The organism is Duganella sp. S19_KUP01_CR8 (genome assembly GCF_036688705.1).
Classification (GTDB): Bacteria; Pseudomonadota; Gammaproteobacteria; order Burkholderiales; family Burkholderiaceae_D; genus Rugamonas.
The window spans coordinates 216635-232006 of record NZ_JAQQPR010000005.1 but is presented as its reverse complement, the minus strand read 5'-3'; the positions used below and the strand labels follow the sequence as shown (position 1 = coordinate 232006).

Genomic DNA, 15372 nt, shown 5'->3' with positions numbered 1-15372 from the left:
TGAAGAACGATAGTGTATCAGCCGTGACGCTTGCGCAGGTAGCGGACAATGAATCCCGGGAAGCCCAGGACGATGAAGATACAGGCGGCGATTGCGTAGAATTCCCACGTCTGCGGGAAGCGGTTGCCGATCTGCGCTTCGAGGGCGAAGCCGATGGCGCCGACGACAAAGTACAGCACCGCCATTTCCGCCAGCCGCACGAACAGCGGCTTGCGGGGCCACTTGGTGGCCACCAGTGCGAATACTTTGTCATTGAAAAACGGCAGGTTGGCGGCCACCAGTGCAGCGGCGATCACCAACCAGCTAGCGACGGAAACATCCATCAGGTGTTAAGCGTCAGGGTGATGGCTTTCAGGCAGGCCGCCAGCAGCGGGCCTGGCAGCAGGCCCAGAGCGATGATGGCGACGCCGTTCAGGCTCAGTGCAAAGCTCATGTCGCCCTTGACCACGATCGGTGCATTGTCGGTCGGCTCATCGAACCACATCATCTTGACGACGCGCAGGTAGTAGAACGCGCCGATCAGCGAGAACATCACCGCCAGCACGGTCAGCCAGATCTGGCCGGTGCCCAGCACGGCGGTCAGCACCGAGAACTTGGCGGCAAAGCCCATCATCGGCGGCACGCCGGCCAGCGAGAACAACAGGATCGACATGACCACCGCGAACCAGCCGTTACGCTTGCTCAGGCCTTTGAAGTCCGCCAGGTTTTCCGCTTCGAAGCCGGCGCGCGACAACAGCATCAACACGCCGAAGCTGCCGATGGTGGTCAGCACGTAGGTGATGGTGTAGTACATCGCGGCGCTGTAGGCAGCGGCGGCGCCGGTGCGGTCGGTGGTGCCTGCAACGCCAGCCAGCAGGCCAAGCAGCACGAAGCCCATTTGCGCGATGGTGGAGTAAGCCAGCATACGTTTCAAGTTGGTCTGCGCGATCGCGGTCAGGTTGCCGATCGCCAGCGACATAACCGCCAGCACCATCAGCATCTGCTGCCAATCGACTGCCATCGGCAGCAGGCCTTCCACCAGCAGGCGGATGCAGATGGCGAAGGTGGCGATCTTCGGTGCGCCGCCCAGCAGCAGGGTCACTGCGGTTGGCGAACCTTCATACACGTCCGGTACCCACATGTGGAACGGTACTGCGCCCAACTTGAACGCCAGGCCGGCGACCAGGAACACCAGGCCGAAGACCAGGATGGTCGGCTTGATGGTGCCGGCTGCGACAGCGGTAGCCACTTTGGCGATGTCCAGCGTGCCGGTCGCGCCGTACAGCATCGAGATACCGTACAACAGGAAACCGGATGCCAGCGCGCCCAGGATGAAGTACTTCATCGCGGCTTCGGTGGCCTTGTGGTTGTCGCGGCGGATCGCCACCAGCGCGTACAGCGACAGCGACATCAGTTCCACGCCCAGGTACACGGACAGGAAGTTGGAGCCGGAGATCATGACCATCTGGCCCAGCATGGCGAACAGCGCCAGCACGTAGAACTCGCCGCCCAGGTTACCGCTCAACATGCCGCGGTCGTCCGCGTATTGACGCGAGTAGACCAGGGTCAGGCCGACGGCCAGGTAGGTGAACAGCTTGAGCAGGTTCGACATCGGGTCGGACACGAACATGCCGTTGAAGGTGTAGACCGTGGTGCCGGCCGCGTAGTCGTGGTAGCTCAGGGCGCCGCAGATCAGCAGCGTCAGCAGCGACAGCACGTAGGTCACCGAGCGCTTACCCTGCGACAGGAACATATCGATCAACAGGATCGCGCAGGCGCCGACCAGCAGGGTGATCTCTGCGTACAGCGGCACCATGTCGATAACTGCTTGTGGAAGTGGAGTAGTCATTTATGTGTTTCCGTTTTCAGTAAGGCAGCTTGCTGTGTGCAACGTGAGCCAGCAGGTCTGCAACCGAGGTTTGCATCGTGTCGGTGAATGGCGCTGGGTACAGGCCCATGAACAGAACAGCGACAGCCAGAATGCCCAGCATCAGGAATTCGCGGCCGTTGACGTCGACCAGTTCAGCCACATGGTGGTTGGCGACCTTGCCGAAGATGACGCGCTTGGCCATCCACAGCGAGTAGGCTGCGCCCAGGATCAGCGCGGTCGCGGCCAGCAGGCCGATCCAGAAGTTGTACTGGGTGGCGCCCAGGATCACCATGAACTCGCCGACGAAGCCGGAAGTCGCTGGCAGACCGCAGTTGGCCATCGAGAAGAAGATGAACAGCGCGGCGAACTTCGGCATCTTGTTGACGACACCACCGTAGTCGGCGATCTGGCGCGAGTGCGCCTGGTCGTACAGTACGCCGATGCACAGGAACATCGCGCCGGAGATGAAGCCGTGCGAGATCATTTGTGCGATGGCGCCCTGGATGCCCATGTTATTGAAGATGAAGAAGCCCAGGGTGACGAAGCCCATGTGCGCGATCGACGAGTAGGCGACCAGCTTTTTCATGTCCTTCTGTACCAGTGCGACCAGGCCGATGTAGATCACGGCGATCAGCGACAGGGTGATGACGAACGGCGCCATGTAGTGCGATGCATCCGGCACGATAGGCAGCGAGAATCGCAGGAAGCCGTAAGCACCCAGCTTCAGCATGATCGCGGCCAGCACGGCGGAACCGCCGGTAGGCGCTTCCACGTGGACGTCCGGCAGCCAGGTGTGGACCGGGAACATCGGAACTTTAACGGCGAAGGCCATGAAGAAGGCGATGAAGATGAAGATCTGCTCTTTCATCGTCAGGGCGATCTTGTGCCACATCAGGATGTCGAAGCTGCCGCCCGATACTTTGTACAGGTAGATGATGGCGACCAGCGTCAGCAGCGAACCGAAGAAGGTGTACAGGAAGAACTTGAACGACGCATACACGCGGTTATCGCCGCCCCAGATACCGATGATGATGTACATCGGGATCAGCGTGGCTTCGAAGAAGAAGTAGAACAGCAGGCCGTCCATGGCGCAGAACACGCCGATCATCAGGCCGGACAGGATCAGGAAGGCGCCCATGTACTGAGCGACGCGCTTCTGGATCACCTGCCAGGCCGAGATCACGACGATCACGGTGATGAAGGCGGTCAGCGGCACGAACCACAGCGACAGGCCGTCGATGCCCAGCGAGTAGTAGATGTTGAAGCGCTCGATCCACGGCGACTTCTCGACGAACTGCATGCCGTGGGCCGCGTTGTTGAAGTGGACGATCAGCGGCAGCGTGGCCACGAAGCTGATGATGGAAGCGATCAGCGAACCAACGCGGACCAGGCCGGCGTTGGAGTCGCGGCCCAGGGCCAGCACGATCAGGCCGAACAGGATCGGGAGCCAGATCGCCAGGCTCAGGAACGGAGGATAGGATGTAATTGACTGCATCATGGTTATCGTTATCTCTTTGCGTATCAGCTAATTAAGCGTGCCAAAACGGCAGGAAGTAGACCAGGAACCCCAGAATGCCGAGGATCATGACGAACGCATAGTGGTAGATGTAACCAGTCTGCGCCAGGCGGGTCAGCGACGAGAACCAAGCCACTACTTTGGCGCTGCCGTTGACCAGCAAGCCGTCGATCAGGGTCTTGTCGCCGATGTTCCACAGGCCATTGCCCAGCAGGCGCGCGCCGCCGGCGAATACGACCTCGTTGAACTTGTCCATGTAGTACTTGTTCTCCAGCAGCGTGTGCAGGAACTTGAACTTGGCGTAGAACCAGGCCGGTACGCGTGGATTGATCATGTAGCAGTAGTACGCCGATGCGACACCGGAGATGGCCAGCCACAGCGGCAGCGAGGTCAGCGAGTGCATCGCCATCGCCATCGGGCCGTGGAACTCGTGCGCCAGTTCTTCCATCGCAGGGTGGTTTTCACCGAAGGCGATCACGCCTTTGAAGAAGTCGCCGAACAGCATAGGACCGATGGTCAGGTAGCCGATGATGACCGAAGGGATGGCCAGCATCGCCAGCGGGAACCAGACCACGAATGGCGATTCATGCGGCTTCTGACCTGGGGCCAGACCGTGGTGTGCGTGGTCGTCGGAATCGGCATGCGATTCCTCGTCGTGACCGTGGTCGTCGTGGCCATGGCCGTCGTCATGCGCCTTGGCCGGAGCATGGTGATGGTCATCGTGCGCGTGGGCCTTGCCGAAACGCTCTTCGCCGTGGAACACCAGGAAGTACATACGGAACGAGTAGAACGCGGTCACGAACACGCCAGCCAGCACGGCGAAGTTAGCGAAGCCTGCGCCCCAGATATGGGTCGCGGCGACGGCTTCGATGATCGAATCCTTCGAGTAGAAGCCCGAGAAGAACGGCGTGCCGATCAGCGCCAGGGAACCCAGCAAGGAAGTGATCCAGGTGATAGGCATGTACTTACGCAGGCCGCCCATGTTGCGGATGTCCTGGTCGTGGTGCATGCCGATGATGACCGAACCGGCGCCCAGGAACAGCAGCGCTTTGAAGAATGCGTGGGTCATCAGGTGGAACACAGCCACCGAGTAAGCGGACGAACCCAGCGCCACGGTCATGTAGCCCAGCTGCGACAGCGTCGAGTAAGCGACCACGCGCTTGATGTCGTTCTGGATGATGCCCAGGAAGCCCATGAACAGCGCGGTGATCGAACCGATGACCAGGATGAACGACAGCGCGGTGTCCGACAGTTCGAACAGCGGCGACATGCGGGTCACCATGAAGATACCGGCGGTAACCATGGTCGCGGCGTGGATCAGTGCCGAGATCGGGGTTGGGCCTTCCATCGAGTCAGGCAGCCAGACGTGCAGCGGGAACTGCGCCGACTTGCCCATCGCGCCGATGAACAGGCAGATACAGGCGACGGTCAGCAGCGCCCAGTCGGTGCCCGGCAGGGTCATCGACATCAGCTGTTCCTTCTTGGCGAAGACTTCCTGATAGTCCATCGAACCGGCGTAGGCCAGCAGCAGGCCGATACCCAGGATGAAACCGAAGTCGCCGACGCGGTTGACCAGGAAGGCCTTCATGTTGGCCACGATCGCCGTTGGGCGGGTGTACCAGAAACCGATCAGCAGGTAGGAAACCAGGCCCACGGCTTCCCAACCGAAGAACAGTTGCAGGAAGTTGTTCGCCATGACCAGCATCAGCATCGAGAACGTGAACAGCGAGATGTAGGCGAAGAAGCGGTTGTAGCCTTCGTCTTCCGCCATGTAGCCGATGGTGTAGATGTGCACCATCAGCGACACGAAGGTCACCACGCACATCATCATCGCCGACAGCGCGTCGATCTGGAAGCCGACTTCCAGCTTCAGGCCGGCCACGGTCATCCAGTTGTAGACGGTGCCGTTGTAGTAGGCGCCGTTGACCACGTCGTTCAGCGTCAGCGCCGACAGGATGAAGGCAACCAGCACGCCCAAGATGGTCGCGGTGTGCGAGGTCTTGCGACCTACGACGTTGCCGAAGAATTTAGTTCCTAACAAGCCCGCAATCGCGGCGCCGGCCAGCGGCGCCAAGGGTACGGCTAGCAGGAGATTAGGGTTAAGTGTAACCGCCATGATGAACCTTAATCGTTATTTTTCGAGGTTTGAACTTTAGCCACGGGATCAACCCTTCAGGCTATCGAGGTCTTCAACGTTGATGGTGTCCAGGTTACGGAACATCACCACCAGGATCGCGAGGCCGATTGCCGATTCAGCAGCCGCCACGGTCAAGATGAAGAACACAAAGATCTGCCCGGCCGCATCGCCCAGGTAGTGCGAGAACGCGATGAAGTTCATGTTCACTGCCAGCAGCATCAATTCGATGGCCATCAGCAGGACGATGATGTTCTTGCGGTTCAGGAAAATACCAACGATCGAGATCGCGAACAGTATCGCGCCGAGAACGAGGTAGTGAGCGAGCGATAAAGTCATGGTGCCTCCTTAACTTCTGCCGACCCTGCGGCATCCTGGCCACGTGTGGTGACCGGTGCGATCTTGACGATCTTCAGGCGGTCGTTACGTTTGACGCGCACTGCGTCAGCCGGGTCGAAATGTTTGGTGTCCTTGCGCTTGCGCAGGGTCAGCGCCACGGCGGCGATGATCGCGACCAGCAGGATGACGCCGGCGATCTCAAAGCCGTAGATGTATTTGGTGTAGATCTGGATACCCAGTTCCTTGGTGCCGCCGATGTTGCCGGCGTTGACCGGCTGCTGATCGAACGACAGGAAGGAGCGCCACAGCACGGCGGCCATTTCCAGCACGATGATGACGCCGACGAAGGAAGCGACAGGCAGGTAGCCCCAGAAGCCTTCGCGCATCTTGTCCGTATCGATGTCGAGCATCATGACCACGAACAGGAACAGCACCATGACGGCGCCCACGTAGACCAGAACCAGCACGATGGCGAGGAACTCAGCCTCCAGCAGCATCCAGATGCCGGCAGCCGAGAAGAACGCCAGCACTAGGAACAGTGCGGCGTGGACCGGATTGCGGGCCGTGATAACGCGCGTCGCAGCCAATATCATGATGGCTGAGAAGGCGTAGAACAAAGCAGTTTTAAATTCCATAACTAACCCAAGAGACGTACATTATTGATCGACACACCAGTGATATGCGGCGTGCCTTGGCCTCGCCTTGGCGAGGTTAAGGACCAGCCGCATTTCATCAGCGGTAAGGAGCGTCCGCTGCGCGGGCTGCGGCGATCTCGTTTTCGTAACGATCGCCAACGGCCAGCAGCATCTCTTTCGTGTAGTACAGATCGCCGCGTTTCTCGCCGTGGTATTCCAGCACGTGCGTTTCAACGATCGAATCAACCGGGCACGACTCTTCGCAGAAACCGCAGAAGATGCACTTGGTCAGATCGATGTCGTAACGCGTGGTGCGGCGCGAACCATCGTCGCGCTGCTCGGATTCGATGGTGATCGCCATCGCCGGGCACACTGCTTCGCACAGTTTGCAGGCGATGCAGCGCTCTTCACCATTCGGATAGCGTCGCAGAGCGTGCAGGCCGCGGAAGCGTGGCGACATAGGCGTCTTCTCTTCCGGGTACTGCACGGTGATCTTGCGCGAGAACATATACTTGCCCGTCAGCGCCATCCCTTTGATCAATTCGGTCAGCATGAAGCTGCCGATAAAGTCTTTTAAACGTTCCATTTTTTCCAGTCCTTACTTCCAGATATTCCAGGATGTCTGCATCCAGCCGGCCACGAACACCAGGTACACCAGCGTCAGAGGGATAAACACTTTCCAGCCCAGACGCATGATCTGGTCATAACGGTAGCGTGGGAAAGTACCGCGCACCCAGATGAAGACGGACACCAGGAAGAACGCCTTGGCGAACAACCAGAAGAAGCCGCCGAAACCGCCCCAGAATTCGAGGAAGGCAAACGGTGCGGACCAGCCGCCCAGGAACATGATCGAACCCAGGGTCGCGATCAGAATCATGTTGGCGTATTCGGCCAGCATGAACATGGCGTAGGCCATGCCCGAGTACTCGACCATGTGGCCGGCAACGATCTCGGACTCGCCCTCGACCACGTCGAACGGGTGACGGTTGCACTCCGCCAGGCCCGAGGTCAGGTAGACCACGAACAGCGGCAGCAGCGGCAGCCAGTTCCACGACAGGATGTTCAGGCCGTGCTCGGCGAACATGCCCTTCTGTTGGCCGGCGACGATGTCGCCGAAGTTCAGCGAACCGGACACCATCAGCACGACCACCAGTACGAAGCCCATCGGGATTTCGTAGGAGATCATCTGTGCCGAAGCGCGCATCGCGCCCATGAACGAGTACTTCGAGTTCGAAGCCCAGCCGGCGATGATGATGCCGTAGACTTCCATCGAGGTGATCGCCATCAGCAGCAGCAGGCCGGCGTTGACGTTGGCCAGTACGGCTTCGGCGCCAAACGGCACCACCGCCCATGCGGCCAGCGCCGGCATGATGGTCATGATAGGACCGATCACGAACAGGCCGCGGTTGGCCTTGGCCGGGGTGATGATCTCTTTGAACAGCAGCTTGAGCGCATCGGCGATCGGCTGCAGCAGGCCCATCGGACCGACGCGGTTAGGACCGACGCGGATCTGGATCCAGCCGATGAACTTACGTTCCCACAGCGTCAGATAGGCAACCAGGCCCATCAGCGGCAGCAGCACGACGATCACGCGGATCAGCGCCCAGGCCAGTGGCCAGTACTGCCCCAGCGCTTCCGCGCCGGTGGCATTGATGGTATTGACGAATTCAGGCAGAGCCATTATTTACCCTCCCCTGCTTTTTCAACGGTGATGGAACCGAACATGCCGCCCAGTGCAGCGGTCGACGCGTGAGCGGCGGCGACACGGACTGCGTTGGCAGGCAGTTTGGCATCAACAGCGGCGACCAGGATCGCGCTGCCGGAACCTTGCGTTACCTTGACCTTGTCGCCGGCGGCGACACCCAGCTGCTGCGCCAGGGCGGTCGACAGGTGCGCTTTAGGCGCAGCCGCATCGGCCATCTTCTGCAGCGACTCGGCGCGACGCACAACGGCGTCGGCGAAGTAGATAGGCACGTCTGCAATACGTTCCGTACCGGTGGAAGCAGCGGAGGCTGCAACGACAGCTTGCTTGGTGATGTTGTTCAGCTTGGCCGACAGGTCGGTCACGCCGGCGCCCAGCACTTCGTCGCGGATCGCTTCGGAAGTGTCGTAGTCGAAACCGGACAGGCCGAGGATGTTGCCCAGCACGCGCAGGACTTTCCACGCAGGGCGGGTTTCCAGCAGCGGCTTGACGGTGCCGTTGAAGCTTTGCGCGCGACCTTCGCAGTTGACGAAGGTGCCCGAGGTTTCGCTGAATGGCGAGACCGGCAGCAGTACGTCGGCGTAGTCCATGCCGTGCTTGTAGGCCGACATGACGACGACCATCTCCGCGTGTTTCAGTGCGGCGGCGGCGGCTTGCGGGTTGTGTGCGTCCAGCTCAGGCTCGGCGTTCAGCAGCACGTAGGCTTGCTTCTGCTCGGAGAACGCAGGAGCCTTGGCGCCGTTGGCGTTGACCAGGTAAGCGCCGACGGTGTTGGCGGCTTCGGTCAGGTAGCCCAGCTTGGCGCCGGTTTGTTCGGCGATCCATTGTGCGGCGGCGTGCAGCGCGGCAGCCTGTGGGTGTTGCGTTGCCGCGTTACCCAGGAAGACAGCCTTGTTCTCGCCGGAGATCAGCGAAGCGGCGATCGCGTTGGCGGCGTCGGAAGCTTGTACGCCTTCGAAGCCCGCAGGTGCGGCAACTTCCTTGGCTTTGGCCACGGCCACGACCACTTGCGACAGCGCCGACAGCCACTCCGACGGAGCCACGATCATCTTGTTCGCGATGTTCATCAGCTGGTCGTCGTCGCTTGCGTGCAGGATGGACAGCTTGGCGCCGCCCTTCACTGCCGTGCGCAGGCGGGTAGCCAGCAGCGGGTGATCCTTGCGCAGGAACGAGCCGATGACGAAGGCACGGTTCAGCTGACCGAACTCGGTGATCGACATGCCCAGCCAAGGGGTCACATCGCTCAGCGAGAAGTCGCTGTGACGCAGGCGCGTGTCGACGCTGTCCGAGCCCATGGCGCGGGTCAGCTTTTGCAGCAGGTGCAGTTCTTCCAGCGTCGAGTGCGGCGTGGCCAGTGCGGCCAGCGCGTTGGCGCCGTGTTCGTGCTTGATGTTCTTCAGGCCGTGCGCGACGTATTCCAGCGCGGTCTGCCAATCGACTTCTTTCCACTCGCCGCCCTGCTTCAGCATAGGCTGAGTCAGGCGGTCGGCGGCTTCCAGGCCTTCGTACGAGAAGCGGTCCTTGTCGGAAATCCAGCACTCGTTGACGGCGTCGTTTTCCAGCGGCAGTACGCGCTTGACCTTGCCGGCCTTGACCTGAACGATCAGGTTGGCGCCCAGGCCGTCGTGCGGCGATACCGATTTGCGGCGCGACAGTTCCCACGAACGGGCGCTGTAGCGGAACGGCTTCGACGTCAGCGCGCCTACCGGGCACAGGTCGATCATGTTGCCGGACATCTCAGAGTTGACGGTCTGGCCGACGAACGCGGTGATTTCCGAGTGTTCGCCGCGGCCGATCATGCCCAGTTCCATCACGCCGGCCACTTCCTGGCCGAAACGTACGCAACGGGTGCACTGGATGCAGCGCGCCATCTCCTGCATGGAGACCAGCGGGCCGGCATCTTTCGGCACGACGACGCGCTTGTCTTCTTCGTAGCGCGATTCGCCCTTGCCGTAGCCGACTGCCAAGTCTTGCAACTGGCACTCGCCGCCCTGATCGCAGATCGGGCAGTCCAGCGGGTGGTTAATCAACAGGAATTCCATGACGGACTTCTGTGCCTGTACGGCCTTGTCCGAAGCGGAGCGCACAATCATGCCTGCCGAGACCGGCGTTGCGCATGCTGGCAAAGGCTTGGGCGCCTTTTCCACTTCGACGAGGCACATACGGCAGTTCGCAGCGATCGACAATTTCTTGTGATAGCAGAAGTGCGGAATGTAGGTTCCCAATTTGTTGGCGGCGTCCATCACCATGCTACCAGCAGGGACTTCGACTTTTTTGCCGTCTATTTCGATTTCAACCATGGTGATCGTTACCTGACGCAGCTTAGATGTAAGCGGGCACTAAGCAATGCTTGTGCTCGACGTGATATTCAAATTCTTCGCGGAATTGCTTGATGAACGCGCGCATCGGCATCGCCGCGGCATCGCCCAGCGCGCAAATGGTGCGGCCCTGGATGTTGTCGCAGATCGAGTTCAGCACGTCCAGGTCCGAAGGACGTCCCTGGCCGTTTTCGATGCGGTGAATCATGCGGTACATCCAACCCGTACCTTCACGGCATGGGGTGCACTGGCCGCACGACTCTTCAAAGTAGAAGTAAGCCAGACGCTCCATTGCCTTGACCATGCAACGCGTTTCATCCATGACGATGACGGCGCCCGAACCGAGCATCGAGCCAGCTTTGGCGATCGAGTCGTAGTCCAGGTCGGTGTTCATCATCAGTTCGCCGCGGATCACCGGAGCGGACGAACCGCCAGGGATCACAGCCTTGATCTTTTTGCCGCCGCGCATGCCGCCTGCCAGTTCCAGCAGTTTGGCGAACGGGGTACCCAGCGGCACCTCGTAGTTGCCCGGCAGTTCAACGTCGCCCGAGATCGAGAAGATCTTCGAACCGCCGTTGTTCGGACGTCCCATGCCCAGGTACTTTTCAGGACCCATGTTCAGGATGAACGGAACCGCCGCGAAAGTCTCGGTGTTGTTGATGGTGGTCGGCTTGCCGTACAGGCCGAACGACGCAGGGAAAGGCGGCTTGAAGCGCGGTTGGCCTTTTTTGCCCTCCAGCGATTCCAGCAGCGCGGTTTCCTCGCCGCAGATGTAAGCGCCATAGCCATGGTGCGCGTGCAGCTGGAAGCTGAACTCGCTGCCCATGATCTTGTCGCCCAGGAAGCCGGCGGCGCGCGCCTCTTCCAGTGCATCTTCAAACTGGGTGTAGACCTCGAAGATCTCGCCGTGGATGTAGTTGTAGCCCACGGTGATGCCCATGGCGTAGGCGCCAATGGCCATGCCCTCGATCAGCGCATGCGGGTTGTAGCGCATGATGTCGCGGTCCTTGAAAGTGCCCGGCTCGCCCTCATCTGAGTTGCATACCAGGTACTTCTGGCCCGGGAACTGGCGTGGCATGAAGCTCCACTTCAGGCCGGTAGGGAAACCCGCGCCGCCACGGCCGCGCAACGACGACGCTTTCAGGTCGGCGATGATTTGTTCCGGGGTGATCTTTTCTTCGAGGATCTTGCGCAGGGCGCTGTAGCCGCCGCGTTTGACGTAATCTTCCAGATGCCAGTTCTTGCCGTCGAGGCCGGCGAGAATGACTGGGTCGATGTGACGATTGTGGAGTGACGTCATTTCTTCAATTCCTCCACCAGGGTATCGATCTTGTCGTTGGACATGAAGCTGCACATGCGCTGATCGTTCACCAGCATTACCGGCGCGTCGCCGCAGGCGCCCATGCACTCGCCTTCCACCAGCGTGAAAGCGCCGTCGTCCGTGGTGCCACGGAAGTCGATGCCCAGCTTTTCTTTCAGGTGGTTGGCCGCGCGCACGCCGCCCGACAAGGCGCATGGCAGGTTGGTGCACACGGAAATCTTGTGCTTGCCGACCGGCTTCAGGTTGTACATATTGTAGAAAGTCGCGACTTCCTGCACGGCGATGGCCGGCATGCGGATGTAGTCGGCCAACTCGGCCATCACGTCCGACGAGATCCAACCCAGTTCAACCTGGGCGTGGGCCAGCGAGGCCATCACGGCCGACTGGCGCTGGTCGGCCGGATACTTGGCCAACTCGCGGTCGATTTTTTTGTAGCACTGCTCTGATAACAACATACTTTTTCCTTAGCGGTCGATACTGCCGAACACGATATCTTGCGTACCGATGATGGTCACGGCGTCGGCAATCATGTGGCCGCGCGCCATTTCATCCAGCGATTGCAAGTGCGCGTAATCGGGAGCGCGCAGCTTCATGCGGTACGGCTTGTTGGCGCCATCGGAAATCAGATAGATGCCGAACTCGCCCTTCGGATGCTCCACCGCGCTGTACGCTTCGCCCGGCGGCACGTGGAAGCCCTCGGTGAACAGCTTGAAGTGGTGAATCAGCGATTCCATATTGGTCTTCATGTCGACGCGGCCCGGAGGCGCCACCTTGCGGTTGTCGGTCATGACCGGACCCGGATTGTTGCGCAGCCATTCCACGCACTGCTTGATGATCTTGTTCGACTGGCGCAGTTCTTCCACGCGCACCAGATAGCGGTCGTAGCAGTCGCCGTTGGTGCCGATAGGCACGTCGAAGTCCATCAGGTCGTACACTTCGTACGGCTGGTGCTTGCGCAGATCCCATTCGATGCCCGAACCGCGCAGCATGGCGCCGGTGAAGCCCATCGCCAGCGCATCTTCCGGCGCCACCACGCCGATGCCGACGGTACGCTGTTTCCAGATACGGTTGTCGGTCAGCAGGGTCTCGTATTCGTCGACGTAGGTCGGGAAACGGCCGGTGAACGCTTCGATGAAGTCCAGCAGCGAACCCTGGCGGTGTTCGTTCAGGCCGGCGACGGCCTTGGCCGAGCGGATGATCGACGGCTTGTGCTGCGGCATCGCGTCCGGCAGGTCGCGATAGACGCCGCCCGGACGGTAGTAGGCCGCGTGCATGCGCGCGCCCGACACCGCTTCGTAGCAGTCGAACAGGTCTTCGCGGTCGCGGAAGCAATACAGGAACGGGCCCATGGCGCCGACGTCCAGCGCGTGCGCGCCCAGCCACATCAGGTGGTTCAGGATGCGGGTGATCTCGTCGAACATCACGCGGATGTATTGCGCGCGCAGCGGCACTTCGAGGCCCAACAGCTTCTCGATGGCCATCACGTAGGCGTGCTCGTTGCACATCATCGAGACGTAGTCGAGGCGGTCCATGTAAGGCACGGACTGCAGGTAGGTCTTCTGCTCCGCCAGCTTCTCGGTGCCGCGGTGCAGCAGGCCGATGTGCGGGTCGGCACGCTGGATGACTTCGCCGTCCAGCTCCAGCACCAGGCGCAGCACGCCGTGCGCGGCCGGGTGTTGCGGACCGAAGTTCAGGGTGTAGTTCTTAATTTCTGCCATGTTCTTACTTCCCGTAGTTTTCTTCGCGGATCACGCGAGGCACGTTTTCACGCGGCTCGATGGTGACCGGCTGGTAGATCACGCGCTTCTGCTCGGGGTCGTAGCGCATTTCGACATAGCCCGATACCGGGAAGTCCTTGCGGAACGGATGGCCGATGAAACCGTAGTCGGTCAGGATGCGGCGCAGGTCGTTGTGGCCTTCGAACAGGATGCCGAACATGTCGAACGCTTCGCGCTCGTACCAGTTGACGGCGCGCCACAGCGGGATCAGCGACGGCAGCAGCGGCATCTCGTCGTCGGCGCAGAACGCGCGCACGCGCACGCGCCAGTTGTGCTTCACGGACAGCAAATGGACGACCACTGCGAATCGCAGGCCGTCCCAGGCGCCTTCACCATAGCTCAGGTAATCGACGCCGGCCAGGTCGATCAGCTGATCGAAGCCCAGCGACTTGTCGTCGCGCAGCGTTTGCATCACGCCGTAGTAGTCGGCGGCTTTCACGACCAGCGTGATTTCGCCCAACGCCACGGTGGTGGAAACGCGATCGCCCAAGGCAGTGCCGAGGGCGGTTTGCAGTTGTTCTAAATGTGTAGTCATATTCTTGAAGCGACCCCGTTAGCGTGCGATCGTGTTGGTGCGCTTGATCTTGTTTTGCAGCTGCATGATGCCGTACAGCAGAGCCTCAGCCGTCGGCGGGCAGCCCGGCACATAGACGTCCACTGGCACGATGCGGTCGCAACCGCGCACCACGGAGTAGGAGTAGTGATAGTAGCCGCCGCCGTTGGCGCAGGAGCCCATCGAGATGACCCAGCGCGGTTCCGGCATCTGGTCGTAGACCTTGCGCAGCGCGGGAGCCATCTTGTTGCACAGCGTGCCGGCCACGATCATCACGTCGGACTGACGTGGCGATGGACGGAACACAACGCCGAAGCGGTCCATATCGTAACGGGCTGCGCCCACGTGCATCATTTCAACCGCACAGCATGCCAGACCGAACGTCATCGGGAACATCGAACCCGTGCGCGCCCAGTTGATCAGCTTGTCGGCCGAGGTGGTGATGAAACCTTCGTTTAATACGCCTTCAATAGCCATGGCTTATTCCCAATCAAGGGCACCTTTCTTCCAGATATACCAAAAACCGACGACGAATTCAGCGATGAAGCTCATCATCACCAGGAATCCGTTCCAGCCCAGTTCGCGCATGGATACGCCCCACGGGAAGAAGAATGCCGTTTCCAGATCGAACAAAATAAAGAGGATTGCGACGAGGTAGTAACGCACGTCGAATTTCATGCGCGCGTCTTCGAACGCTTCGAAGCCGCATTCATACGGGGAGAGCTTAGCCGCATCTGGCTTGTTAGGCCCAAGGATGTGGCCCAGAACTTGGGGAGCGATGCCTACGCCGAGACCGACGAGGATGAACAACAGGACGGGGAGATAATTTTCGAGGTTCACGATTGATGAGCTTATATTGAACGGTCGGTTAAAAGGACACACTGCGATGGTCTGCGGTGCTCTTAACGTTCGTCCCAATCGTAAAACTTCTTAGACCAGGATCGAACGACACATCCTCGTAAAAAAGCCAGCTCAGGTACACTTCGGTGCTCCCTTGCTGGCCTTATATTTCTGGTGCCGACGACGAGACTCGAACTCGTACAGCTTGCGCCACTACCCCCTCAAGATAGCGTGTCTACCAATTTCACCACGTCGGCGTAAGGCCGCTATTCTACTGTGTTTTCACGCGGTTGTTAATCCGTATTGCGCCAAAACAAGAAGAAAAACGATAAATCTTTGCTTCTTTTTACTCTGAATTGTTTTTCTAGCTTGCAACGCTAATGTACT

The 15372-nt window shown here is 60.1% G+C and carries 15 protein-coding genes and 1 tRNA gene; all 16 read right to left on the bottom strand.

The genetic code is table 11. The annotated features are described in order from the left end of the window. Positions 1-17: 17 nt before the first annotated feature. Positions 18-323 carry a DUF2818 family protein gene (locus V6M89_RS07350; RefSeq protein ID WP_332852571.1) on the bottom strand — a complete coding sequence of 102 codons (306 nt, stop codon included), beginning with the start codon at positions 321-323 and terminating at the stop codon, positions 18-20. Next, positions 323-1828: an NADH-quinone oxidoreductase subunit NuoN gene (gene nuoN / locus V6M89_RS07345; RefSeq protein ID WP_332852570.1), complete on the bottom strand. Its 1506-nt coding sequence runs from the start codon at positions 1826-1828 to the stop codon at positions 323-325. Before nuoN ends, V6M89_RS07350 begins: the two co-directional genes overlap by 1 nt. A gap of 16 nt (positions 1829-1844) precedes the next feature. Continuing rightward, complete coding sequence (locus tag V6M89_RS07340; protein ID WP_332852569.1) at positions 1845-3347, bottom strand: NADH-quinone oxidoreductase subunit M; 1503 nt, start codon at positions 3345-3347, stop codon at positions 1845-1847. A gap of 31 nt (positions 3348-3378) precedes the next feature. Next, complete coding sequence (nuoL, locus tag V6M89_RS07335) at positions 3379-5481, bottom strand: NADH-quinone oxidoreductase subunit L (RefSeq protein WP_332852568.1); 2103 nt, start codon at positions 5479-5481, stop codon at positions 3379-3381. Positions 5482-5529: 48 nt separating this feature from the next. After that, on the bottom strand, positions 5530-5838 hold the full coding sequence (nuoK, locus tag V6M89_RS07330) for an NADH-quinone oxidoreductase subunit NuoK (protein WP_008450334.1): 309 nt from the start codon (positions 5836-5838) through the stop codon (positions 5530-5532). Continuing rightward, positions 5835-6473, bottom strand: a complete 639-nt coding sequence (locus V6M89_RS07325; protein WP_332852567.1) for an NADH-quinone oxidoreductase subunit J — start codon at positions 6471-6473, stop codon at positions 5835-5837. Before V6M89_RS07325 ends, nuoK begins: the two co-directional genes overlap by 4 nt. A 97-nt stretch (positions 6474-6570) precedes the next feature. Beyond that, on the bottom strand, positions 6571-7059 hold the full coding sequence (gene nuoI / locus V6M89_RS07320; RefSeq protein ID WP_020702142.1) for an NADH-quinone oxidoreductase subunit NuoI: 489 nt from the start codon (positions 7057-7059) through the stop codon (positions 6571-6573). 12 nt (positions 7060-7071) lie between these two features. Then, positions 7072-8154 carry an NADH-quinone oxidoreductase subunit NuoH gene (nuoH, locus tag V6M89_RS07315; protein WP_332852566.1) on the bottom strand — a complete coding sequence of 361 codons (1083 nt, stop codon included), beginning with the start codon at positions 8152-8154 and terminating at the stop codon, positions 7072-7074. Further along, the gene (nuoG, locus tag V6M89_RS07310; RefSeq protein WP_332852565.1) at positions 8154-10475 is read right to left on the bottom strand and encodes an NADH-quinone oxidoreductase subunit NuoG; all 2322 of its coding nucleotides are present in this window, start codon (positions 10473-10475) and stop codon (positions 8154-8156) included. The genes nuoH and nuoG overlap by 1 nt, the downstream gene beginning before the upstream one ends. Before the next feature lie 22 nt (positions 10476-10497). After that, the gene (gene nuoF, locus V6M89_RS07305; RefSeq protein ID WP_008450345.1) at positions 10498-11793 is read right to left on the bottom strand and encodes an NADH-quinone oxidoreductase subunit NuoF; all 1296 of its coding nucleotides are present in this window, start codon (positions 11791-11793) and stop codon (positions 10498-10500) included. After that, complete coding sequence (gene nuoE / locus V6M89_RS07300; RefSeq protein ID WP_332852564.1) at positions 11790-12269, bottom strand: NADH-quinone oxidoreductase subunit NuoE; 480 nt, start codon at positions 12267-12269, stop codon at positions 11790-11792. The genes nuoF and nuoE overlap by 4 nt, the downstream gene beginning before the upstream one ends. 9 nt (positions 12270-12278) lie before the next feature. Continuing rightward, positions 12279-13532 carry an NADH-quinone oxidoreductase subunit D gene (locus V6M89_RS07295; protein WP_020702138.1) on the bottom strand — a complete coding sequence of 418 codons (1254 nt, stop codon included), beginning with the start codon at positions 13530-13532 and terminating at the stop codon, positions 12279-12281. Between the two features lie 4 nt (positions 13533-13536). Further along, positions 13537-14127 (bottom strand): NADH-quinone oxidoreductase subunit C, encoded by a 591-nt coding sequence (locus V6M89_RS07290; RefSeq protein WP_332852563.1) that lies wholly within the window; start codon positions 14125-14127, stop codon positions 13537-13539. A gap of 18 nt (positions 14128-14145) precedes the next feature. Continuing rightward, complete coding sequence (locus V6M89_RS07285; protein WP_008450353.1) at positions 14146-14622, bottom strand: NuoB/complex I 20 kDa subunit family protein; 477 nt, start codon at positions 14620-14622, stop codon at positions 14146-14148. Between the two features lie 3 nt (positions 14623-14625). Then, on the bottom strand, positions 14626-14985 hold the full coding sequence (locus tag V6M89_RS07280; protein ID WP_116988038.1) for an NADH-quinone oxidoreductase subunit A: 360 nt from the start codon (positions 14983-14985) through the stop codon (positions 14626-14628). Positions 14986-15157: 172 nt separating this feature from the next. Further along, positions 15158-15242, bottom strand: a tRNA-Leu gene (locus V6M89_RS07275). Positions 15243-15372 lie beyond the last annotated feature (130 nt).

Excerpts from the sequence above, each read along its gene's own strand:
- V6M89_RS07350 (WP_332852571.1), bottom strand. The coding sequence starts at position 323 with ATGGATGTTTCCGTCGCTAGCTGGTTGGTGATCGCCGCTGCACTGGTG.
- nuoN (WP_332852570.1), bottom strand. The coding sequence starts at position 1,828 with ATGACTACTCCACTTCCACAAGCAGTTATCGACATGGTGCCGCTGTAC.
- V6M89_RS07340 (WP_332852569.1), bottom strand. The coding sequence starts at position 3,347 with ATGATGCAGTCAATTACATCCTATCCTCCGTTCCTGAGCCTGGCGATC.
- nuoL (WP_332852568.1), bottom strand. The coding sequence starts at position 5,481 with ATGGCGGTTACACTTAACCCTAATCTCCTGCTAGCCGTACCCTTGGCG.
- nuoK (WP_008450334.1), bottom strand. The coding sequence starts at position 5,838 with ATGACTTTATCGCTCGCTCACTACCTCGTTCTCGGCGCGATACTGTTC.
- V6M89_RS07325 (WP_332852567.1), bottom strand. The coding sequence starts at position 6,473 with ATGGAATTTAAAACTGCTTTGTTCTACGCCTTCTCAGCCATCATGATA.
- nuoI (WP_020702142.1), bottom strand. The coding sequence starts at position 7,059 with ATGGAACGTTTAAAAGACTTTATCGGCAGCTTCATGCTGACCGAATTG.
- nuoH (WP_332852566.1), bottom strand. The coding sequence starts at position 8,154 with ATGGCTCTGCCTGAATTCGTCAATACCATCAATGCCACCGGCGCGGAA.
- nuoG (WP_332852565.1), bottom strand. The coding sequence starts at position 10,475 with ATGGTTGAAATCGAAATAGACGGCAAAAAAGTCGAAGTCCCTGCTGGT.
- nuoF (WP_008450345.1), bottom strand. The coding sequence starts at position 11,793 with ATGACGTCACTCCACAATCGTCACATCGACCCAGTCATTCTCGCCGGC.
- nuoE (WP_332852564.1), bottom strand. The coding sequence starts at position 12,269 with ATGTTGTTATCAGAGCAGTGCTACAAAAAAATCGACCGCGAGTTGGCC.
- V6M89_RS07295 (WP_020702138.1), bottom strand. The coding sequence starts at position 13,532 with ATGGCAGAAATTAAGAACTACACCCTGAACTTCGGTCCGCAACACCCG.
- V6M89_RS07290 (WP_332852563.1), bottom strand. The coding sequence starts at position 14,127 with ATGACTACACATTTAGAACAACTGCAAACCGCCCTCGGCACTGCCTTG.
- V6M89_RS07285 (WP_008450353.1), bottom strand. The coding sequence starts at position 14,622 with ATGGCTATTGAAGGCGTATTAAACGAAGGTTTCATCACCACCTCGGCC.